Below are 20,341 nucleotides of genomic sequence, written 5' to 3'. Positions count from 1 at the left end.
CGCGAGGGATGCGTCAGGCGAAAAAGGAAGAGTTCTGCCCATGACCATCCCCTTCATCGACCTTCAGGCCCAGCGCCTGCGTCTGGACGGCAAGATCGAGGCGGCGGTCCAGGCCGCGGTCGTCGGCGGCGCCTGGGTCATGGGGCCGCAGGTGCGCCAGTTCGAGGCCGATCTGGCCGCCTTTGGCAGCGCCAGGCACGCCCTGGGCTGCGCCAACGGCACCGACGCCCTGGCCCTGCCTCTGATGGCCTGGGGCGTGGGACGCGGCGACGCGGTGTTCGTGCCCAGCTTCACCTTCGCCGCCACCGCCGAGGTCGTGCCCTGGTTCGACGCCGAGCCGGTCTTCATCGACGTGGACGCCGCCACCTACAACATGGACCCGGCCCATCTTGAGGCCGCCATCGAGGCGACGATCAAGGAAGGCCGCCTGAAGCCCCGCGTCGTCATCGCCGTCGACCTGTTCGGCCAGCCCGCCGACTATCCGGCGATCAAGGCCATCTGCGACAAATACGGCCTCAAGCTGATCTCGGATTCGGCGCAAGGATTCGGCTGCACCGTCGATGGCGAGCGTCCGCTGAAATGGGCCGACATCACCACCACTAGCTTCTTCCCGGCCAAGCCCCTGGGCTGTTACGGCGACGGCGGGGCGGTGCTGACCAATGACGACGATCTGGCCCAGATGATCGATTCCATCCGGGTCCACGGCAAGGCGGTGGCCAACGACCTGAAGGACCGCACCTTCGATCACGACCCCAAATACCTGAACATGAGGATCGGCCTGAACAGCCGTCTCGACACCATCCAGGCCGCCGTCCTGATCGAGAAGCTGAACGTGTTCGGCCAGGAGATCGAATGGCGCAACCGCATCGCCGCCCGCTACAACGACCTTCTGGCGCCCCACGTCGCGCGCGTGCCGCAGACGCCGAAGGGCAATGTCTCCAACTGGGCGCAGTATACGATCGAACACCCGGATCGCGACGGTCTGGCCGCGCATCTGAAGGAACTGGGGGTGCCGACGGCGGTCTATTATCCCATCCCGCTGCACCTGCAGCCGGCCTATGAGATGTATCCGCGCGGGCCGAACGGTCTGCCGGTGACCGAGCGCCTCAAGGACGTCGTCATCAGCCTGCCGATGTATTCCGACCTCGACGAGGCGACGCAGGACAAGATCGTCGCCGCCGTCGCCGCCTACAAGGGCTGATCCGATGAACCCAACGCTTCTTCAAAACCCGCTCCGCGCCGGCGTCGCCGGTGTCGGCGTCATGGGCCGCAACCATGCGCGCGTGATGTCGGAGATGCGCGAGTTCGACCTGTCCCTGGTGTTCGATCCCGACGCCGTGACGGCCGAGGGCGTCGCCGCCGCCTATGGCGCATCGCCCGTCACCACCGCCGCCGACTTCGTGGCGGGTGGGCTTGAGGCCGCCGTGGTCGCCACGCCCAACCGCCATCACGCCGACCTGTCCGTCGCCCTGCTGGAAGCCGGCGTCCATGTGCTGGTCGAAAAGCCCATCGCCGCCACCGTCGCCGACGCCCAGCGCATGATCGACGCCGCCAAGGCCAATGACCGGGTGCTGATGGTCGGCCAGGTCGAGCGCTTCAATCCGGCGGTCGAGGCGGTCAAGCGCGCCATCGAGGGCGAGGAGGTCATCTCCATCCAGATCACCCGCGTCGGCCCCTTCCCGCCGCGCATGGGCGAGGTCGGGGTGGTCATCGACCTGGCCGTCCACGACATCGACATCATCCGTCACCTGACCGGCTCGGAAATCTCCGAGGTCCAGCCCCAGTTGGCCAATACCCATGGCCAGCGCGAGGACACGGCCCTGCTTCAGTTCCGGCTGGAGAACGGCGCCATCGCCCACATCACCACCAACTGGGTGACCCCCTACAAGACCCGCACGCTGCAGGTCGCGACCCACAACAAGTTCGTCGTCGCCGACCTGATGACCCGCCAGGTGACCGAGTATTTCGGCCAGCAGCCGGACGGCTCATATTCCACGCGCGGCGTGATGAGCTGGCCCAACGAGCCGCTGAAGAAGGAACTGGAAGCCTTCGCCCACGCCATCCGCACCGGCGAAACGCCGGCGGTCACCGGCGAGGACGGCCTGCGCAATCTGGAAGTCGCCCTGAGGTGCCTGGGCGAAGGCTAAGACGGCCATCCCAAAACTCCGCTCATCCCGGCGAAGGCCGGGACCCAGTGCTTTTGCTTGGCAGTGCGCTGGATGGTGAGCGCGCCCGATCACACACGCTGATCGTCCAAAGATCTGGGTCCCGGCCTTCGCCGGGATGAGCGGAACTTGATCAGTCCTGCGCCATCGCCTCGGCCAGCAGCTGGGCCTCGGCGGCGCGGCTGGAGCCGCTGCGCCACGCGACGACGATCTCGCGGCTGGGCACGGCGCGGGCGTCCTTGGGCGTGATGTGGCGGGTGACGACCGAGGGGTTGTCGGCCAGCCCCGCCCGCACCGCCATCTCGGGCAGGAAGGATACGCCCAGGCCCGATCCGACCATCTGCACCAGGGTATGCAGGCTGGTGGCGGCGAAGACGTCGTCGCCCTTGGGCGGGTCGATGTCGAAGGCGGCCAGGGCCTGGTCCCTCAGACAATGGCCGTCTTCCAGCAGGATCAGGTCGTCGGCGCTCAGGGACCCGGGGCCGATGGCGCCCGGCGCGGCCAGCCTGTGGCCCACGGGGGCGACGGCCAAAATCTCGTCGTCGCCGATGCGGGCGTGTTCGATGCCCGGCGCGTCATAGGGCAGGGCGATGACGGCGGCGTCCAGCTGGCCCGCCTTCAGGCCGGCGATCAGGCGCGGCGTCAGGTCCTCGCGGATGAACAGCTTCAGCGCCGGATAGGCCAGCCTCAGCCCCGGCAGGGTGGCCGGCAACAGAAACGGCGCCACGGTCGGGATGATGCCCAGACGGAACCGGCCGGACAGGGGACGGCCGGCGCTGCGGGCGGCCTCGACTAGGTCCTCGGCGCGGGCCAGCACATCCTCGGCGCGGCGCACGGCCTCGGCCCCGACGGCGGTCAGTTGCACATTGCCGCGCGTGCGTTCGACCACGGCGGCGCCCAGGATCTTCTCCAGCTCCTGCACGCCGGCCGACAGGGCCGGCTGGGACACATGAGCCGCCTCCGCCGCCCGGCTGAACGAGGCGTGTTCGGCCAGGAGCTTGAGGTACTGAAGCTGTCGCAGGGTGGGGAGCATGGAAGCGGACATAGAGGCTTCCTATGGTGATGGCGAGTTTGATCGGGTGCAGCGATCAGACCTCCTCCCCATCGCCAGGCGGCGACAGGGAGGAGACATCCGGTTTACGCTACGTCGAACCGGTCCAGGTCCATCACCTTGACCCAGGTGTCCACGAAGTCCGTGACGAACTTCTGGCCGGCGTCGTCGGAGGCATAGACCTCGGACAGGGCGCGCAGCTGCGAGTTGGAGCCGAAGGCCAGGTCCGTGCGGGTGGCGGTCCACAGACGTTCGTCGGTCAGGCGGTCGATGCCGACATAGGTCTCGTCGCCTTCGCCATCGACCTGTTTCCAGCCGGTGCGCATGTCGAGCAGGTTGACGAAGAAGTCGTTCGTCAGCACGCCCGGACGGTCGGTGAAGACACCGTGCTTGCTGTCGCCGTGATTGACGCCCAGCACCCGCAGACCGCCGACCAGCACCGTCATCTGCGGCGCCGACAGACCCAGAAGCTGGGCGCGGTCGACGAGCAGTTCCTCGGTCGGGACGTTGTAGCGGACCTGCAGATAGTTGCGGAAACCGTCGGCCTTGGGCTCCAGAACGGCAAAGCCCTCGACATCGGTCTGCTCGGCGCTGGCGTCGGTGCGACCGGGCGTGAAGGGCACGGTGATGTCGTGGCCCGCAGCCTTGGCCGCCTGTTCGATGCCGACCGAGCCGCCCAGAACGATCAGGTCGGCGATCGAGACATTGGTCCCGGACGACGCCTTGATGTCCTCATAGACGGCCAGCACGGGGGCCAGCTTGGCGGGCTCGTTGACGTCCCAGTCCTTTTGCGGGGCAAGCCGCAGGCGTCCGCCATTGGCGCCGCCGCGGTGGTCGGAACCGCGATAGGTCGCCGCCGCCGCCCAGGCCGTCCGCACCAGATCCGCCACCGACAGGCCCGACGCCGCGATCTTGCTCTTGAGTGCAGCGATGTCGGCGTCGCCGATGACCGGGCCGGTCGGGGCCGGGATCGGATCCTGCCACAGCAGGTCTTCGGCCGGCACGTCAGCACCCAGGTAGCGGGCCTTGGGACCCATGTCGCGGTGCGTCAGCTTGAACCAGGCGCGGGCGAACTGATCGGCGAAATAGGCCGGGTCGGCGCGGAAACGCTCCATGATCGGGCGGTAGGCGGGGTCCACCTTGAAGGCCATGTCGGCGGTGGTCATCATCGTCGGGACCTTCTTGCCCGGGATGTGCGCCGAGGGGGCCAGGGTCTCTTCGGGGTTGCCGACCGGTTGCCACTGCTTGGCGCCCGCCGGGCTGCGGACCAGCTCGTACTCGTGGTCCAGCAGCATGTCGAAGTAGGTCATGTCCCAAGTGATGGGCGTGGGGGTCCAGGCGCCTTCGATGCCCGAGGTGATGGTGTGGTCGCCGATGCCGCTTTCGTGGCCAGACTGCCAGCCAAGACCCTGCTGGGCGATGTCGGAGCCTTCGGGCGACTGGCCTACCTTGGAGGCGTCGCCATTGCCGTGGGCCTTGCCGAAGGTGTGGCCGCCGGCCGTCAGGGCCGCCGTCTCGACGTCATCCATGCCCATGCGGGCGAAGGTCTCGCGGATGTCGCGGGCCGACTGCAGGGCCTCGGGCACGCCGCCGGGCCCTTCGGGGTTCACATAGATGAGGCCCATCTGGATGGCCGCGAGCGGGCTTTCCAGCTCGATGCCCTTGTCAGGCTGGATGCGGGTCTCGTTGCCCTCTTCGCCGACCCACTTTTCCTCGGTGCCCCAATAGACGTCCTTTTCAGGCTCCCAGACGTCGGCGCGGCCGCCGCCGAAGCCGAACACGGGCCCGCCCATGGACTCGATGGCCACATTGCCGGTCAGGATGAAGAGGTCGGCCCACGACAGCTTGGCGCCGTATTTCTTCTTGATGGGCCACAGCAGGCGACGCGCCTTGTCGAGGTTGGCGTTGTCGGGCCAGGAGTTCAGCGGGGCGAAGCGTTGCTGGCCTGCGCCAGAGCCGCCACGACCGTCGCCGGTGCGATAGGTCCCGGCCGAGTGCCAGGCCATGCGGATGAAGAAGGGGCCATAGTGACCATAGTCGGCCGGCCACCAGGGCTGGCTGTCGGTCATCAGCGCGGTCAGGTCGCGTTTGACGGCGGCTAGGTCCAGCGTCTTGAACGCCTCGGCATAGTTGAAGCCGTCGCCCATCGGGTCGCCCGACTTGCCCTGCTGATGCAGGATGTCCATCGCCATCTGGTTGGGCCACCAGTCGCGGTTGGTACGGCCCAGCAGGGACCGCAGAGCCGCCGCCTGCTTCTTGGGATCGTTCAGGGGGGTCGCCTGTTTCTCGCCGTCCATGGGATTTTCCTCCGGTTTGTCGTGCAGGTTTCTGGGCCGTTGCGAAGGAGCCTATGCCCGCCCCGAGCTAAGGGACAATCGATAGATTTTGTGCACTGGAACAGGAAAATCTATTGAAGCCGGCATATCGAAAACCTAGATTTTCATAAGATCAATCTATTCGCAGATGCGAAATGATCGATTTGACTTCGCATCTGCGAAGGGCCATCTGACCCGGGCGGCCGGGATCTCCCATCTCAGAGCCGCGCCTCAATCAGACCTCCCAGGAGATACGCGCATGCTCGGCGTTGGCGAAAAGCTTCCGAATTTCAAGATCATGGGTGTTAAGCCCGGCTTCAACAGCCACGAAGAGAACGGCGTGTCGGCCTTTGAGGCCCTCAACGAGTCCTCGTTCGAAGGCAAGTGGAAGGTCATCTTCTTCTATCCGAAGGACTTCACCTTCGTCTGCCCGACCGAAATCGTCGCCTTCGCCAAGCTGGGCAAGGATTTCGAGGACCGCGACACCATCGTCCTGGGCGGTTCGACCGACAACGAACACTCCAAGCTCGGCTGGCGCCGTGAACACGCCGACCTGTCGAAACTGCCGATCTGGCAGTTCGCCGACAACGGCGGCAAGTTCGCCCGCGACCTGGGCATCCTGAACGAAGAAGAAGGCGTCGCCCTGCGCGCGACCTTCGTCGTCGATCCGCACAACGTCGTGCAGCACGTCTATGTCACCAACCTGAACGTCGGCCGCGCCCCCGACGACACGCTTCGCGTCGTCGACGCCCTGCAGACCGACGAACTGTGCGCCTGCAACCGCCCCGCCGGCGGTGAAACCATCGCTGCGTAAAGGCGGCTGATGCGATGAGGGAGGCGGCGGTGTCCGCATCGCCGCCTTCACTCCGCTTTCTTTTTTAAGGGCGCTAACGCTCGCGACGCGGTCGCTCGCTGCTTGAGCGCGAAGCCCTGCGCCCCCATTTCCGACAGAGTGCTTTTCCGGCTCAAGTAGCGAGGCTCCGCGAGCCGCGCGATAGCCGTCCCTTTTTCCGAAGGAAAACAAGAATGTCGATCGACGCCGTCCGCGACCTGATCCCCGCCTACGCCAAGGACATCTCCCTGAACCTGGGCTCCCTGGCGTCCGAGACCGTTCTGACCGACCAGCAGAAGTGGGGAACCTTCCTGGCCTCGGCCCACGCCATCGGCGTCGTGCCGGTCGTGAAGGCCATCGAGGCCGCCGCCGCCGAACACCTGTCGCCCGAGGCCATGAACGCCGCCAAGTCGGCCGCCGCCATCATGGGCATGAACAACATCTACTATCGCTCGCTGCACCTGATGCACAACGCCGAGTACCAGACCCTGCCCGCCCGCCTGCGCATGAACATCCTGGCCAATCCGGGCGTCGAGAAGGTCGATTTCGAGCTCTGGTCGACCGCAGTCAGCGCCATCAACGGCTGCGGCGCCTGCCTGGACGCCCACGAAGGCGAACTGAAGAAACACGCCGTCCCGGCCCAGCAGATCCAGACGGCCCTGCGCATCGCCGCCGTGGTCCACGCCGCCAGCCGGATCGCAGCGTCCGAGGCCGCCCTGGCGCAATAGGCGTCGGGTTTCGCACTGACAGTCGCAAAACGGGGGCTTCGGCCTCCGTTTTCAATTCCGGGCCTTCAGTCCAGGGCGCAGAGATCAGGCAGGCCGCGACTGCCGCCCGCGTTGTCCAGGCCATAGCCGACCAGGAAACGGTTCGGCGCCTCCCAGCCGATGAAGTCCGGCTCGGCCGGGCGCGGCCCAGTCTCCAGCCGCTCGGGCCAGGGCTTGCGCGCGAAGACGCAGGTCAGGACCTCGGCCGCCCCCGCCTCGCGCACGATGCGGACGGCCTCGGCCAGGGACAGGCCGGTGTCGAACACGTCGTCCATGATCAGCACCCGCCGTCCCTCCAGCGAGCGCTGGCAGGGGGCATGGACCCGCACCTGGCCCCGGCTTTCCTTGCCGTCGCCATAGGAGGCCAGCCACAGGGCGTCGAAACGGACCTGACGGCCGACGCGCGACAGGGCCCGCGTCAGGTCGGCGGCGAACCACAGTCCCCCGGTCAGCAGCACCACCGCCACCGTCTCGTCGTCGATCACGGGGGCGATGCGGGCGGCGAGGTCGGCGACGACTGAGGCGATGTCCGCCTCGGGCAACAGGATGTCGGGGGAGGAAACGGTCGGGTCTTCGGGGTCAGCCATGATGCGAGGAGGATACCGCCTCGCCATGATGAGCGTCCACCGCATTGGTCGAGACAGGCGTCGCAATCGGACGGGCGTCCACCGGCGCACCCAGCGACGGAGCCTCGGCCTCATGACTCATAGCCGGGCGCAGACCGCCCTCTTCCTCGGCCTGAGGCGGACGACGAACGGCGGGTGCATGGTCGGGGGCGGCATGGTCATCGGTTGCGTGCGCGTCGGCGGCCTGGGCGTGTCCGCCCTTGAGTTTGGTCGGCGTCACGAAGTCCACGCCCACGCCGGCGGCCTTGGCGCCCGGATCGGGGATCAGGGCGGCGAAGCCCTGGACCCCGCCGGGCAGGACCGGGGCGGCGTCGATCTGGACGATCCTGAAGCCGATCTCGGCGCCGTGGGCGTCCAGCAGGGCCAGGCGCACGGCAGGGGCCACGACCTCGCGGTCGCGCACATTCCTCAGGGCGCCCGAGACCAGAACCAGGGCCGGATCGCTGGGCGAGGGCTTGGCGCCGACCGCCTCGAACTGAAGCCCGACCGGGTTCACCGGCATGCCGACCATGGCATAGGCGGCGGCGGCGCGGGGATAGACCTCGACCACATCCACACGGAACAGCCAGGCCGCGCCCAGGATGGCGACGAACATGCTGGCCAGTCCGGCCCAGACGGCTCCGTGGGTGGCGGCGCGGCGCATCCGGCGCTGCTGCTCGGCGCGGGCGCGGAAGGCCTTGGGCAGTTCGGGGGCGGGGGTTTCGGCAAGGCTTTCGGGCGCGTCGTCGCGTTTTCCGAAACCGGCCTGGGTCTGAAGCGCCGGATCCAGCGTCGATTCCGACAGCTCCAGCGGCTCGTCTGACAGGCTGGCGTGCCAGGTGTGGGTGCAGGCCTTGCAGCGCACGCGGCGGCCCATGGCGCCGATCGCCTCGTCGGGCGTGAAATAGCTGGTGGCGCAGGACGGGCAGGTCAGTATCATGTCGTCTGACTGTGAAGCTCCGAAAAGCCCCCTCCTGTCGCGGCGCTGAGGCCCCGGTCCCTGAAGAAATCCCGGCCCCATAAGAGACCGATGCCATCTACGCCCCGTCGCGCCGTCGAACCCGCCTCGCAAACCGTCCGCCTGGACGGCGTGGGGTTCGGCTATGCCGATTCGCCCGACGTGCTTCGGGACATTAACCTCATACTGCCGCGCGGCTCTTTCCACTTCCTTACCGGGCCGTCGGGAGCAGGAAAGTCTTCACTGCTGCGCCTGCTGACCCTGGCCGAGCGCCCGACCACCGGCCGGATCGCCCTGTTCGGAGACGACGCGACCGATCTCGCCCGAGACCAGGTTCCCCTGTATCGCCGCCGCATGGGGGTGGTGTTCCAGGATTTCCGCCTGCTGGATCACCTCAGCCTGTTCGACAACGCCGCCCTGCCCCTGCGGCTGGCGGGGCGAAAGCGCACCGCCTATGCGCCCGATGTCGAAGAGATGCTGCGCTGGGTCGGGCTGGACGCCCGCCCCTCGGCCCGCCCTCCGGCCCTGTCGGGCGGCGAGAAGCAGCGCCTCGCCATCGCCCGCGCCGTGATGAACAAGCCCGAGCTGATCATCGCCGACGAACCCACCGGCAGCGTCGACCGCGCCATGGCCGACCGGCTTTTGAAACTGTTCCAGTCCCTGAACCGACTGGGCGCCACCGTCCTGATCGCCAGCCATGACGAGGCTCTGGCCGAACGGTCGGGCGCGCGCCGGCTGCGGCTCGAAGGCGGACGTCTGATAGAGGGAGGGCTGCGATGAAGGCCTCCCTCTTGTCGCGCGAGCCCGGCCTCTTGCCCCGCGATGCGGCGGGCGAGACCTGGCTGGCCGCCGTCATCGCCGTGCTGTGTTTCGTCGCCTGTCTGGCGGCGGTGGGATCGGCCGCTGCAGACCGGGCGGCGCATGGCTGGGCGTCCCAGCTCCGCGCCGAGGCCACCGTGCAGGTGCGTCCGCGCGTGGGCGAGACCGGCCCCGCCGCCGCCGCCCGCGCCGCCGAGACCCTAGCTGGCGTGTCCGGGGTTTCCGAAGCGGTGGCCATGGATCGGGCGACGGCCGAGAACCTCTTGCGTCCCTGGCTGGGCGAGGCCGTCCTGCCCGACCTGCCCCTGCCCTTCCTCGTCACCGTGCGGCTGGACCCGGACGGCCCGGCCAGCGCCCTGACCCTGAGCCGCGCCCTGGCCGAGGCGGGGCTGGACGCCAGCGTCGACGACCACGCCCTGTGGCGCGGCGAGGTCGAACGCTCGGCCGCCCTGATCACCGCCCTGGCCGTGGCGGGCTTCCTGCTGCTGGCGGCGGCGACGGCGGCGGTGATCGTCTATGCCACCCGCGCCGGTCTGCAGGCCCAGCGGCCCGTGATCGAGACCCTGAGCCTGTCGGGCGCCTCGGACCAGACCGTGGCCTGGCTGTTCCAACGACGCTTCGCCCTGCTGGCGGCGGGCGCAGGCGCGGCGGGGACCGTGGGCGCGGCCCTGTTGATCGCGATCCTGACGGCCCTGGGGGGTGACAAAGGCGTCACACCTGCCCTGCCATTGGCATGGACGGACCTGCTGCTCATCTCGCCGTGCCCCCTGCTGGCTGCTACGGTGGCGCTGGTCGCCGCCAGATTCGCGGCGCTGCGGACGCTGGGCGGCCGCTCTTCCGGATGGACGTGGACGCTTGGCGGACGCCTCGCTCGCAGATAGGGAGTTCAGATGAAGTTTCTGACGCTTATCGGCATTGTCGCGCTGCTTTGGGTGGTCGGCCTGTTCGCCTTCGCCGAGCGGGTTCGCAGCCTGAGCCCCGCGCCAGAGCCGGCCCGCGCCGACGCCATCGTCGCCCTGACCGGTCCCTCGGCCGAGCGGGTCAATGTCGCCATCCGCCTGTTGGAACAGGACAAGGGCGACCGGGTACTGATCTCGGGCGTCAACCGCGAGGTCCGCCGCCAGGAACTGCGCGCCCTGACGCCCGGCTCGAACAAGCTGTTCAACTGCTGCGTCGACCTGGGGTTCGAGGCCGAAAACACCCTGGGCAATGCCGAGGAGATCGCCGGCTGGGCCCGCGCCAAGGATTACGACAGCCTGATCGTGGTCACCTCGGACTATCATATGCCGCGTTCGCTGCTGGAGATCCGCAGCGTGGCGCCGGACATCAAGCTGACCCCCTATGCCGTATCGACGCCGTCGCTGGACGATTCGCGCTGGTGGCGGGCCGCCGTGACCGCTCGGCGCATGACGCTGGAATACATGAAATATCTGGCCGTCCTGGGCCGCGAAGGCCTGCACAAGCTGACCGGAAACCACCCCGAGCGAGACGCCCCGCCCTCGGCCAGACCGGAACCGACGGAGCCTGAGGCCGCGTGACCACCCTTCGCTCCCTGCTGTTCGTGGCCTGGCTCTACCTGGCCATCGCCCTGTTCGCCGTCCTGCTGTCGCCCACGCTTCTGGGGCCGCACCGTCTGGCCATGGGCGTCATCAAGGCCTGGGCCCGGTTCGTGCTGTTCGGCCTGCGCTGGATCGCCGGGGTCCGGGTCGAGTTCCGGGGGCTGGAGCACCGTCCGGCGGGCGGCGCCCTGGTCGCGTCAAAGCATCAGAGCATGCTCGACATCATCATCCCCTTCGTGGTCCTGCCCGACCCGTGCCTGATCATGAAGAAGGAGCTGATGATCCTGCCCTTCTTCGGCTGGTTTGCCTGGAAGACGAAGATGATCTCGGTGGACCGTTCGGCCCACTCCAAGGCGCTGAAGGATATGGTCAAACAGGCACGCGCCCGCTCCGCCGAGGGCCGCCAGATCGTCATCTTCCCCGAAGGCACCCGCGCACTGCCCGGCGCGGCGCCGGACTACAAGCCGGGCGTCATGGCCCTGTACCGCGACCTGGGCATCCCCTGCTGGCCCGTGGGCACCAACGCCGGCCAGCACTGGCCGGCGCATGGTTTTCGCCGCACGCCCGGCGTCATCGTCTATGAGTTTTTGGAGCCGATCGAGGCGGAGCTGAAACGCCCCGTATTCATGGCCGAACTGGAGCGCCGGATCGAGGCCTCGTCAGACGCCCTTCTGACCGCCTGAGCGATCACGACGCCCGACAGCCGGGAAGCTGCGGGTAGGCTGCCTGGCTTAAGCGGTCTGGCTGGTCGGGTCCGCTTGCGCAGGCTCTCTTCGCCGTAATCCTGGTGCGGGCGGCCGGGGTCGAACCGGCACTCCTTTCGGAACAGGATTTTGAATCCAGCGCGTCTACCAATTCCACCACGCCCGCATCACGGTCGCTATAGCCGCGCCAACCGTGCGCGCCAATGGAAAACCGGAGGCTTTTGCGACGACATCCGCCATCGCGGATCGGGGCGATGGGGCTGCGTCAATCCGATGACAGCAGCCCCGCCCCAGGTCCCGCCGACTGGGGAGCCAGGCGGGGTGGATCGTGAAGGAAAGGAAGCAGGGGTTAAGTCTTGGGGATTAGGTCTTCGCCCTAATCCCTGCCGCCTACTCCCAAACCCCTAGATATAGCGGCGCAGGCTGCGGGCCAGTTCGTTGGCGCCGTCCTTGGCGCCGCGACGGACCTGCGGCTGATACGCCACCTTGGCGTGTTCGATGCAGTAGACGCCTTCCGAGGCGCGGCGGCCGCAGAAGCTGAACTCGCGCGACGACGGATCGCCGATCGGCCATTTGCACATATGGGCGCCCAGGGTCATGACCGTAGCCGTTCCCGCCAGTTCCGGCGCAGCGACGGGGGTGACGACCGGCAGGGCCGGGCGGGGCGCGACGGCCTCGATCCGGGCGCCTTCGATGCGGCGCGGCGTCGAGGGCTGGGCCATCGGCGAGCCGGCCGGGGTGGCGCGCGGACGGGCCGGGCGGAAGGCGGCGGTGCGGGCGGGTTGCGACGGCGTCGCGCGGCCCGACAGGCCCAGGCGGTGCACCTTGCCGATGACGGCGTTGCGGGTCACGCCGCCGCCCAGCTGCTTGGCGATCTGGCTGGCCGACTGACCCTCAAGCCAGAGTTTCTTCAGCGCGCCGACGCGGTCTTCTGTCCAGCCTGCGGTCATGTCGCCCTCTAGCGTTGATTCAACATATGGCGCCTGAACGGTGTTTTCCGCCTGCTCGCCTACCACTAATCGTAAACGAGCTGTTAATGGACGCAAGATGTGCGAATCAGTCGTCCACAGGAACCAGATGTTGAATCTGTGTCTTTCGACGCTTTGCCGACCGAGCCTGGCTGTCCTCCGGCTTGCGCGGGCGGGTTCGAGGGCGCATTTCCCCGGCCATGACCGATCTCGCCTCCACCCGCCCCTCCGGAATGCCGACGCCGCGCCGCTATGACGGCGTCAACTGGGAGGGGGTGAAGACCCTCTATCTGCGCGAGGTCCGCAGGTTCTGGAAGGTGGGCGCCCAGACGGTGGCCGCGCCGGTGGTGACGACCCTGCTCTATATGCTGGTGTTCGTGGTGGCCTTGCAGGGCGCGCGGCCGCCGCTGCACGGCACGCCCTTCGCCGAGTTCGTGGCGCCCGGCCTGATCATGATGGCCATCCTGAACAACGCCTTCGCCAACGCCTCGTCCAGCCTGATCCAGGCCAAGATCATGGGCACAGCCACCGACTTCCTGACCCCGCCGCTCAGCCCGCTGGAGCTGACCATCGGCTTTTCGCTAGGCGCCGCCACCCGCGGCATCAGCGTCGGCCTGGTGACTGCCCTATGCGTCCTGCCGTTCGCACGACTGGGGATCACCAACATCCTGGCCGTGGTCTATTTCAGCCTGATCGCGTCGCTCTTGATGGGAATGGTCGGGGTTCTGGCCGGTCTGTGGTCCGAGAAGTTCGATCAGCTGTCGGCGGTGCAGAACTTTGTCGTCATGCCCATGACCTTCCTGTCGGGCGCCTTTTATCTGGTCGAGAACCTGCCCCAGCCGTTCGCGGCCATCAGCCACTTCAACCCCTTCTTCTATCTGATCGACGGCTTCCGCTACGGCTTCATCGGCCATGCCGAGAGCAATCTGATGGTCGGCGTCATCATGACCGGGGCGATGACCCTGGTCATGGCCGTCTGCTGCTGGCTGGTGTTCCGCTCGGGCTGGCGGCTGAAGAGCTAGGGCCCATCCGTCCGGCCGGTGTTGACTAAGCCTGCGCCGAGTCCGACAAGACAGACCTTCCGATAGTCCCGGCGCCCCGCGCCGGGGCTTCGTTTCTTTTGGAGGCCTGGCCATGTCCGCCAACCATCTGATGGGTGTCTACAATCGCGCGCCGCTGGAAGTGGATCGCGGCCTGGGCGCCCGACTGTGGGCCAAGGACGGCACAGAATACCTCGACTGCGTCTCGGGCATCTCGACCAACGCCCTGGGCCACGCCCACCCGGTGCTGGTCCAGGCGGTCAAGGATCAGGCCGAGAAGCTGTGGCACGTCTCCAACATCTTCAAGATTCCGGGTCAGGAAGAACTGGCCGACGACCTGTGCGCCAAGTCGTTCGCCGACGTGGTCTTCTTCACCAACTCGGGCACCGAGGCGATGGAATGCGCGCTGAAGACGGCGCGTCGCTATCATTTCGCCAATGGCGCGCCTGAGCGGATCGACATCTTCGGCTTCGACGGCTCGTTCCACGGCCGCACCTATGGCGCCATCAACGCCGCCGCCAATCCCAGCTATACCGAGGGTTTCGGCCCGCCGATGCAGGGCTTCCACCAGCTGGTCTGGGGCGACAAGGAAGCCCTTGAGGCCGCCTTCCGCTCGCCGACCACCTGCGCCGTGGTGCTGGAGCCGGTGCAGGGCGAGGGCGGTTGCCGCGTCACCCCAGACGAATACCTGCGCTGGATGCGCCAGATGGCCGACGAGACCGGCGTGCTGCTGATCTTTGACGAGGTCCAGTGCGGCATGGGTCGGACCGGCAAGCTGTGGGCCCACGAATGGGCCGGTATCGAGCCCGACATCATGGCCATCGCCAAGGCCCTGGGCGGCGGCTTCCCCGTCGGCGCCTGCCTGGCCACGACCAAGGCGGCTTCGGGCATGACGGTCGGCGTCCACGGCTCGACCTTCGGCGGCAACCCGCTGGCCATGGCGGTCGGCAAGGCGGCCTTTGGCGAACTGTCCAAGCCCGAGACCATCGCCAACGTCAACGAGATCGCTGGATACCTGAAGCAGCAGCTTCACGGGCTGAAGGAACGCTTCCCCGACATCATCGTCGATGTGCGCGGCAAGGGCCTGTTGATCGGTCTGAAACTGGTCCCCAACAATCGCGAGTTCATGGGTCTGGCGCGTGACGAACAGCAACTGCTGGTCGCCGGCGGCGGTGACAACTGCGTGCGCATCCTGCCGCCTCTGAACCTGTCGCTGGACGAGGCCCAGGAGGCGATCCGCCGCCTGGAAGCCGCCTGCGAGATCGCCCGCACCAAGCTGGCGACCTGACCGGGATGGTTCGGCACTTCCTCGACATCCATCGGCTGGAAGCGGCCGATCTGCGCGCCATCCTGGACGACGCCCATACTCGAAAGGCCGCCCGAAAGGGCTGGCCCCAGGGTCGTGCCGACGCCGATGCTCCGGCCAGGGACCGCGTCCTGGCGATGATCTTCGAGAAGAACTCGACCCGTACCCGCTTCAGCTTCGACGCCGCCATCCGCCAGCTGGGCGGCGCGTCGATCATCGCCAACGCCGGGGATATGCAGCTGGGCCGCGGCGAGCCGGTCGAGGACACGGCCCGCGTCCTGTCGCGCATGGTCGATGCGGTGATGATCCGCGCCAACAGTCATGAGGATGTCGAGCGTTTCGCCCGCGTCTCGACCGTGCCGGTCATCAACGGCCTAACCGACCGCTCGCACCCTTGCCAGATCCTGGCCGACCTGCAGACCATCGAAGAGCACAGGGGCCCGATCGCGGGCAAGACGATCGCCTGGATCGGCGACGGCAACAACGTCTGCCACTCCTTCATGCACGCTGCGCCCAAGTTCGGCTTCCACCTGAACGTGGCCTGCCCGGCGGAATATCACCCCGACCTGCGCGACCTGGCCAAGGGCGGAAACGCCGTGACCCTGACCAGCGACCCGCGCGAGGCTGTGCTGGGCGCCGATGTCGTCGTCACCGACACCTGGGTGTCGATGGGCGATGGCGATTATGAGGACCGTCTGGCCGCCTTCGAAAGCTATGGGGTCGATGAGGCCCTGATGGAGATGGCCGATCCCGACGCCGTCTTCCTTCACTGTCTGCCGGCCCACCGCGGCGAGGAGGTCACCGATGCGGTGATCGACGGGCCCCGGTCATTGGTCTGGGACGAAGCGGAAAACCGCATCCACGCCCAGAAGGCCGTGCTGGCCTGGTGTTTCGCGGGCTGAACAGCCAAACGGCCCGCGCCGTTGCCGACGCGGGCCGCTGGATAGCTTTGTGGCGGGAGGGCCTTAGCCCAGCCGCACGTCCGAAACGCCGCCGGCGTCGGGCAGGGTCTTGGTCAGGTTGGCCTTGAGCACCTGATAGCCGAAGCCCAGCGCGCCCTTGTCCGACACCCAGACGCGGCCATCGTCGCCGTCGAACCGGACCAGGGTCAGGTGCGGGTCGTCCTTGCCGTCCGGATACCAGGCGGCCAGCACCGGGTTCCAGTATTTGTCGATCCGCTCGCGGTCCTGGTCGATCGACAGTTCGCCATGGATGCAGGCCTGAACCTTTTGGTCCTTGGCCTGATAGGTGAACATCCCGGCCTGACCGCCGCTGCCGACGCCCCCTGCGGCCACGTCGCGGGCGAAGTCGGTGTCGTCACGGGTGAAGAACCAGATGGTTCCGGTCTCGGCCTCGCCAAAGCCGGTCATCGGCTGAGCATGATAGCCGGGTCGGTCCAGCCCCAGCATCCCGGTGTTGGACTCCTTCAGGCTCTTCCAGAAATGTTCCTCGGCCTCGGCGGCCGTCAGTTCGTCCTTCGACATGGTGGATGCTCCTCTGCGATGTTCGGCAAGGGAAACAGGCGGCCAAGATTCAGGTTCCGTACGGCAGGGCTTGGATCAGTGCGGGCGAACCATGCCCATCAGCGTGCCCAGGTGGATGAACAGCAGCGAGGCCAGAGCCCCGCTGAGCAGCATCAGGAACCGCCAGGGCGCCATGCGCGGACCCTTCGTCAGATCCGGCGGACGCGACCCGCGCCAGCCCGTGAAGACAGCCGTGCCGATCGAGGCGACCAGCAGGATCAGGGTCAGGTTCAGAGACATCGCGTCGGGGACATTGTTCTGTTGAAGGCTGGGCGCCGAATGGCGTCGCGTGCAGGTGGCCGTAGCGCCCGCAGACCGCAAGGCTGGAGTGCGTATTTCGGAGGGCTTGAGACCGTTAATCCGGCCTTGCCGAGAGGTTAATCTTTACGGCCCATTAACCAGGCTGGAGCCAGAAAAACAGCGAGATGGGCGATTTCCACAGGAAGATACCCAGCCCTCTACATCTTGGGGTTAACGACGCGTTTACACGCTTAATGTGGACGCCTAGCGTGGCCTATATGGGTCGGGAGCCGAATCAGTGAGCGCAGCGGCGCCTTGGAGCGTGAAGGGCATCGATCCCAAGGCGCGTGAAGTGGCCAAGGATCTCGCGCGTCGCTCGGGCATGACCCTGGGCGAGTGGCTCAACACCATGATCATGGACGACGACGATGACGGTGTTCAGCCGTTGCCGCGCCGTCCGCACGCCAGCGACATCTTCGAGCGCCGTGGTCGTTCGCGCCGCCTAGACGACGCCTATGACGCCGGTCCCGGCCTGCTGCACGAACCAGCCGAGGATGACACCCTGCAGCGGGTCGCCGCCTCGGTCGACGCCATCGCCGCGCGTCTGGAGGCCGCCGAGCGCCGCTCGACCCTGGCCATTCAGGGCGTGGATCAGGCCGTCGCCGGTCTGGTGCGCCGTCTCGACGGCCAGGAAACGGTCGGCAAGACCTATGGTCGCCGCATCGACGACATCGCCGAAGAACTGCGCGAGGGCCATCGCCGCCTGCGCCGTTTCGAACAGGACACGGCGCCCGAAGCCGCCGAAATGGTCGGCAAGGTCGAGCAGGGCGTCAACGCCCTGGCCAGCCGCCTGTATGACATCGAGGAGCGCCAGCGCACCGGCGTCAACGAACTCCGCGCGCGTCTCGACGGCGTGGAAAAGGTCGATGTCGCGGGCAAGCTGGACACCGCCCTGTCGGCCCTGACCAGCCGCCTCTACGACATGGAAGAGCGCCAGCGCGTCGGCAACGAGACCCTGCGCCAGCGCATGGAGATGGTCGAGAAGGCCGCCGGCCCCGGCGTCGGAACCGATATGCTGGCCCAGGTCGGCGCCCGTCTGGACGGCGCCCAGTCGGCGACCACCCAGGCGCTCAAGTCTCTGGAACGCTCGTTCGCCGGCCTCGATCAACGGTTGCGCGCCGCCGAGGGCCGGGTCGAACCCGAGGGCGCTCGCGAAGCCGCCCGGTTCGAGAAGCTGGCCGAGACCCTGACCCGTCAGGTCGAGACCAACCGCGCCGAGATGATGCGCAAATTCGAGGTCGCCGAGCACGAGGGCCGCCTGGAGCGCATCGAGCGCGCCGTCGTGGCCATCGGAGATCAGGCCAAGACTTCGGAACAGCGTGGGGTTCAGGCCGTCGAGGCCATGGGCCGCGAGGTCCTGCGGATCGCCCAGAATCTGAACGGCCGGATGCAGTCGGTCGAGACAGGCGCCGCCGACAAGCTGGAAGGGATCAAGCAATCCCTATCCGCCAGCCTGAACGAGAAGCTGGACCGCGACATGGGTCGCTACGCCCAGGCCATCGACCATCGCCTGACCCGCACGGACGACCAGCACGCCATCGCCCTGGAAAAACTGGGCGGCGAGATCACGCGCATCTCGGATCGTCTGGCCGACCGGATCGCCCAGTCCGAGCGTAAATCCGCCCAGGCGCTGGAAGACATCGGCCAGCGCCTGTCCGAAGGTTCGGACCGGATCGCGCAACGGTACGACCGCGCCTCGGGCGAACTGGCCGAGCGGATGCGCCTGAGCGAGGAACGCACCGGCCGACTGCTGGCCGAGGCGCGCGAACTGGTCGAACGCCGCGAAGCCCGTCTGGCGCGCCAAGCGCCGGAGCGCGATCGCATGGATGCGGCGCGCGACAGCCTGATGGACCTGCCGCGGATGCCCGAGGGCGAGCAGCGCCGGCCCGACTGGCGCGCGGCGGCCTTCCCCGGCGAAGGCTTCGACGACGCGGCTCAGGACGGCTGGTCGGCGGACCCTCTGGTCTCGGACGCGGCGCCCGCCCCCTTCCCTAGCGCCTTCGTCAGCGAGCCTGAGATCGGCACGGTCTCGGCCGAGCCCGCCGTCCAGCCCGCGACGCTCGAGACCTCCGCCTTCGGCGTCGCACCGGCCCATGGGGCGCCCGTCGCCGAGGCCATGCCCAGCGCGCGCTCGGCCCCACCGCCCTTCGATGTCGTCGGAGCCCCCTTTGGCGGCCGCCCCCAGGCCGCGCAGGACACGGCGATCTTCGACGAGCCTGCAGTGACGCCAGCGGCCTTCACGGGCTTCGGCGGTGCAGATGTCGAGGATGCGCTTGAGGCGACCGCCCCTGCGGCCTCGCCCTTCGATGCGGCGCAGGACGACTATGCGGCCGAGACCGATTTCGTTGACGTTCGCAACGCCCGCCAGCGCGCACCCGCCGCTGGCGGATCGACCCGCGGCGCCCTGGACGCGGCCCGTGCCGCCATGACGACCGCCGCCGAAACGCCCGCGCCGCGTGGCGGCTTCGGCCTGAAGCGCGGCGGCAAGTCGCGCCTGCAGGAAAGACTGGACAAGCAGGCGGCCAAGGACGGCTCCACGGTCAGGAAGGCCCTTCTGGCCTCGGTGACCTCGGTCGCCGTGATCGGCGGCGTCTATGCGACGGGCCGTCTCAGCGGCGGTGAAGGCTTCGCGGTTCCCGGCCTCGACCAACTGGGTCAGGCCATGGGTCTGGGAATGCCCCAGGGCGCGGCCCCGGTCGATGGCGTGGATGGGGGCGTGGCCCTGGCCGCCGTGGCCCTGGCGCCCGACGCCCTGACGCCCGCCGACGCGGTGCCGACCGAGACCTCCGAAGCCCAGGGCCTGTACGATCGCGCGCTGGAACAACTGGACGGCGGCGAGACCGGCGGGGTCGAGACCCTGACGCGCGCCGCCAACCTGGGCAGCGCCCCGGCCCAGTTGAAGCTGGCGGGCCTGTATGAAGCCGGCGAGTCCGGCGTGGCCCGCAACCTGACCGAAGCCCGCACCTGGGCGCGTCGTGCGGCCGAGGGCGGCGATCCCAAGGGAATGCACGCGTTCGGCATGTATCTGTTCGAAGGCGCCGGCGGCGTCCGCAATCGGCCCGAGGCGCTGAACTGGCTGCTGAAGGCGGCGGACCTGGGCCTGGTCGACAGCCAGTACAATGTCGCCCGCATCTACGAGAAGGGTGACGAGGGCATCGCACCGAACCCGACCGAAGCCTTCAAATGGTATCTGATCGCGGCGCGCACGGGCGACCAGCAGGCTCAGGCCTCGGTCGACCGGCTGACGCCCGAGGTCTCTTCCGCCGGACGCAGCACCGCGCGCGCCGCCGCCGCCGCCTTCCAGGTCGCCCCGCTGGCGTAAAGCCAGCCTGGCGCGCGCAACGGGTGGCGACGCGCCGTCCTGCTCGCTAAGACCGGCCCAGTCGTCCCCGCAGCGCTATCCGGCGCCTGTTTGTCCCGTCCGCCCTT

19 protein-coding genes and 1 tRNA gene are annotated in these 20,341 nt (G+C 68.0%); 12 read left to right on the top strand and 8 right to left on the bottom strand.

Translation table 11 applies throughout. The features are described from left to right. The first annotated feature begins 40 nt into the window (after window positions 1-40). Together ACO05L_RS02480 and ACO05L_RS02475 are read left to right on the top strand one after the other, a co-directional pair. Window positions 41-1,201, top strand: coding sequence for a DegT/DnrJ/EryC1/StrS family aminotransferase (locus ACO05L_RS02480; protein WP_421730598.1), 1,161 nt, complete (start codon window positions 41-43; stop codon window positions 1,199-1,201). Between the two features lie 4 nt (window positions 1,202-1,205). Next, window positions 1,206-2,147: a Gfo/Idh/MocA family protein gene (locus tag ACO05L_RS02475; protein WP_421730597.1), complete on the top strand. Its 942-nt coding sequence runs from the start codon at window positions 1,206-1,208 to the stop codon at window positions 2,145-2,147. Window positions 2,148-2,298: 151 nt separating this feature from the next. Here the strand turns inward: ACO05L_RS02475 and ACO05L_RS02470 are convergent, their stop codons facing one another. Then, window positions 2,299-3,198: a hydrogen peroxide-inducible genes activator gene (locus tag ACO05L_RS02470; protein ID WP_421731724.1), complete on the bottom strand. Its 900-nt coding sequence runs from the start codon at window positions 3,196-3,198 to the stop codon at window positions 2,299-2,301. A 104-nt stretch (window positions 3,199-3,302) separates the two neighbouring features. Beyond that, window positions 3,303-5,513 (bottom strand): catalase/peroxidase HPI, encoded by a 2,211-nt coding sequence (katG, locus tag ACO05L_RS02465; RefSeq protein ID WP_421730596.1) that lies wholly within the window; start codon window positions 5,511-5,513, stop codon window positions 3,303-3,305. 277 nt (window positions 5,514-5,790) lie between these two features. On the opposite strand from katG, the gene ACO05L_RS02460 reads away from it, so the two are divergent. Together ACO05L_RS02460 and ACO05L_RS02455 are read left to right on the top strand one after the other, a co-directional pair. Beyond that, complete coding sequence (locus tag ACO05L_RS02460) at window positions 5,791-6,345, top strand: peroxiredoxin (RefSeq protein WP_421730595.1); 555 nt, start codon at window positions 5,791-5,793, stop codon at window positions 6,343-6,345. A gap of 212 nt (window positions 6,346-6,557) precedes the next feature. Continuing rightward, a complete protein-coding gene (locus ACO05L_RS02455; protein WP_421730594.1) occupies window positions 6,558-7,091 on the top strand; it encodes a carboxymuconolactone decarboxylase family protein in 534 nt (177 codons plus the stop codon). Between the two features lie 65 nt (window positions 7,092-7,156). Here ACO05L_RS02455 and ACO05L_RS02450 read toward each other — a convergent pair whose 3' ends face one another. Both ACO05L_RS02450 and ACO05L_RS02445 read right to left on the bottom strand, forming a co-directional pair. Continuing rightward, the gene (locus ACO05L_RS02450) at window positions 7,157-7,717 is read right to left on the bottom strand and encodes a phosphoribosyltransferase (protein ID WP_421730593.1); all 561 of its coding nucleotides are present in this window, start codon (window positions 7,715-7,717) and stop codon (window positions 7,157-7,159) included. Continuing rightward, complete coding sequence (locus ACO05L_RS02445) at window positions 7,710-8,675, bottom strand: MJ0042-type zinc finger domain-containing protein (RefSeq protein ID WP_421730592.1); 966 nt, start codon at window positions 8,673-8,675, stop codon at window positions 7,710-7,712. Before ACO05L_RS02445 ends, ACO05L_RS02450 begins: the two co-directional genes overlap by 8 nt. A 90-nt stretch (window positions 8,676-8,765) precedes the next feature. On the opposite strand from ACO05L_RS02445, the gene ACO05L_RS02440 reads away from it, so the two are divergent. The 4 genes from ACO05L_RS02440 to ACO05L_RS02425 are packed head-to-tail and all read left to right on the top strand — an operon-like array spanning window position 8,766 to window position 11,754. Further along, window positions 8,766-9,473, top strand: a complete 708-nt coding sequence (locus ACO05L_RS02440; RefSeq protein WP_421730591.1) for a cell division ATP-binding protein FtsE — start codon at window positions 8,766-8,768, stop codon at window positions 9,471-9,473. Beyond that, window positions 9,470-10,393, top strand: a complete 924-nt coding sequence (locus ACO05L_RS02435) for a cell division protein FtsX (RefSeq protein WP_421730590.1) — start codon at window positions 9,470-9,472, stop codon at window positions 10,391-10,393. The genes ACO05L_RS02440 and ACO05L_RS02435 overlap by 4 nt, the downstream gene beginning before the upstream one ends. Window positions 10,394-10,402: 9 nt before the next feature. Continuing rightward, on the top strand, window positions 10,403-11,050 hold the full coding sequence (locus tag ACO05L_RS02430; protein ID WP_421730589.1) for a YdcF family protein: 648 nt from the start codon (window positions 10,403-10,405) through the stop codon (window positions 11,048-11,050). After that, window positions 11,047-11,754 carry a lysophospholipid acyltransferase family protein gene (locus ACO05L_RS02425; protein WP_421730588.1) on the top strand — a complete coding sequence of 236 codons (708 nt, stop codon included), beginning with the start codon at window positions 11,047-11,049 and terminating at the stop codon, window positions 11,752-11,754. Before ACO05L_RS02430 ends, ACO05L_RS02425 begins: the two co-directional genes overlap by 4 nt. A gap of 102 nt (window positions 11,755-11,856) precedes the next feature. Here the strand turns inward: ACO05L_RS02425 and ACO05L_RS02420 are convergent. Both ACO05L_RS02420 and ACO05L_RS02415 read right to left on the bottom strand, forming a co-directional pair. Then, window positions 11,857-11,941, bottom strand: a tRNA-Leu gene (locus tag ACO05L_RS02420). Window positions 11,942-12,179: 238 nt separating this feature from the next. After that, window positions 12,180-12,725 carry a GcrA family cell cycle regulator gene (locus ACO05L_RS02415; RefSeq protein ID WP_421730587.1) on the bottom strand — a complete coding sequence of 182 codons (546 nt, stop codon included), beginning with the start codon at window positions 12,723-12,725 and terminating at the stop codon, window positions 12,180-12,182. A gap of 218 nt (window positions 12,726-12,943) precedes the next feature. On the opposite strand from ACO05L_RS02415, the gene ACO05L_RS02410 reads away from it, so the two are divergent. The 3 genes from ACO05L_RS02410 (at window position 12,944) to argF (ending at window position 15,991) form a co-directional block, all read left to right on the top strand. After that, complete coding sequence (locus ACO05L_RS02410) at window positions 12,944-13,765, top strand: ABC transporter permease (RefSeq protein ID WP_421730586.1); 822 nt, start codon at window positions 12,944-12,946, stop codon at window positions 13,763-13,765. Window positions 13,766-13,877: 112 nt separating this feature from the next. Then, complete coding sequence (locus tag ACO05L_RS02405) at window positions 13,878-15,071, top strand: aspartate aminotransferase family protein (RefSeq protein ID WP_421730585.1); 1,194 nt, start codon at window positions 13,878-13,880, stop codon at window positions 15,069-15,071. 5 nt (window positions 15,072-15,076) lie between these two features. Then, on the top strand, window positions 15,077-15,991 hold the full coding sequence (gene argF, locus ACO05L_RS02400) for an ornithine carbamoyltransferase (RefSeq protein WP_421730584.1): 915 nt from the start codon (window positions 15,077-15,079) through the stop codon (window positions 15,989-15,991). A gap of 63 nt (window positions 15,992-16,054) precedes the next feature. Here the strand turns inward: argF and ACO05L_RS02395 are convergent, their stop codons facing one another. Continuing rightward, window positions 16,055-16,573, bottom strand: coding sequence for a pyridoxamine 5'-phosphate oxidase family protein (locus tag ACO05L_RS02395; RefSeq protein ID WP_421730583.1), 519 nt, complete (start codon window positions 16,571-16,573; stop codon window positions 16,055-16,057). 75 nt (window positions 16,574-16,648) lie between these two features. After that, window positions 16,649-16,852, bottom strand: coding sequence for a hypothetical protein (locus tag ACO05L_RS02390; RefSeq protein WP_421730582.1), 204 nt, complete (start codon window positions 16,850-16,852; stop codon window positions 16,649-16,651). A 298-nt stretch (window positions 16,853-17,150) separates the two neighbouring features. Here ACO05L_RS02390 and ACO05L_RS02385 point away from each other — a divergent pair, with 298 nt between their 5' ends. After that, complete coding sequence (locus ACO05L_RS02385) at window positions 17,151-20,234, top strand: hypothetical protein (protein WP_421730581.1); 3,084 nt, start codon at window positions 17,151-17,153, stop codon at window positions 20,232-20,234. Window positions 20,235-20,341 lie beyond the last annotated feature (107 nt).

It is taken from the genome of Brevundimonas sp. (assembly GCF_965227765.1).
Lineage (GTDB): Bacteria > Pseudomonadota > Alphaproteobacteria > Caulobacterales > Caulobacteraceae > Brevundimonas.
Note: the sequence above shows the minus strand (reverse complement) of the source record. Positions and strands in the feature narration are given on the sequence as shown.

Bases quoted from the DNA above. Each gene is read 5' to 3' on its own strand.
- ACO05L_RS02395 (WP_421730583.1), bottom strand. From the start codon at position 16,573: ATGTCGAAGGACGAACTGACGGCCGCCGAGGCCGAGGAACATTTCTGG.
- ACO05L_RS02405 (WP_421730585.1), top strand. From the start codon at position 13,878: ATGTCCGCCAACCATCTGATGGGTGTCTACAATCGCGCGCCGCTGGAA.
- katG (WP_421730596.1), bottom strand. From the start codon at position 5,513: ATGGACGGCGAGAAACAGGCGACCCCCCTGAACGATCCCAAGAAGCAG.
- ACO05L_RS02475 (WP_421730597.1), top strand. From the start codon at position 1,206: ATGAACCCAACGCTTCTTCAAAACCCGCTCCGCGCCGGCGTCGCCGGT.
- ACO05L_RS02390 (WP_421730582.1), bottom strand. From the start codon at position 16,852: ATGTCTCTGAACCTGACCCTGATCCTGCTGGTCGCCTCGATCGGCACG.
- ACO05L_RS02455 (WP_421730594.1), top strand. From the start codon at position 6,558: ATGTCGATCGACGCCGTCCGCGACCTGATCCCCGCCTACGCCAAGGAC.
- ACO05L_RS02415 (WP_421730587.1), bottom strand. From the start codon at position 12,725: ATGACCGCAGGCTGGACAGAAGACCGCGTCGGCGCGCTGAAGAAACTC.
- ACO05L_RS02450 (WP_421730593.1), bottom strand. From the start codon at position 7,717: ATGGCTGACCCCGAAGACCCGACCGTTTCCTCCCCCGACATCCTGTTG.
- ACO05L_RS02440 (WP_421730591.1), top strand. From the start codon at position 8,766: ATGCCATCTACGCCCCGTCGCGCCGTCGAACCCGCCTCGCAAACCGTC.
- ACO05L_RS02460 (WP_421730595.1), top strand. From the start codon at position 5,791: ATGCTCGGCGTTGGCGAAAAGCTTCCGAATTTCAAGATCATGGGTGTT.
- ACO05L_RS02410 (WP_421730586.1), top strand. From the start codon at position 12,944: ATGACCGATCTCGCCTCCACCCGCCCCTCCGGAATGCCGACGCCGCGC.
- ACO05L_RS02445 (WP_421730592.1), bottom strand. From the start codon at position 8,675: ATGATACTGACCTGCCCGTCCTGCGCCACCAGCTATTTCACGCCCGAC.
- argF (WP_421730584.1), top strand. From the start codon at position 15,077: ATGGTTCGGCACTTCCTCGACATCCATCGGCTGGAAGCGGCCGATCTG.
- ACO05L_RS02480 (WP_421730598.1), top strand. From the start codon at position 41: ATGACCATCCCCTTCATCGACCTTCAGGCCCAGCGCCTGCGTCTGGAC.
- ACO05L_RS02435 (WP_421730590.1), top strand. From the start codon at position 9,470: ATGAAGGCCTCCCTCTTGTCGCGCGAGCCCGGCCTCTTGCCCCGCGAT.
- ACO05L_RS02430 (WP_421730589.1), top strand. From the start codon at position 10,403: ATGAAGTTTCTGACGCTTATCGGCATTGTCGCGCTGCTTTGGGTGGTC.
- ACO05L_RS02470 (WP_421731724.1), bottom strand. From the start codon at position 3,198: ATGCTCCCCACCCTGCGACAGCTTCAGTACCTCAAGCTCCTGGCCGAA.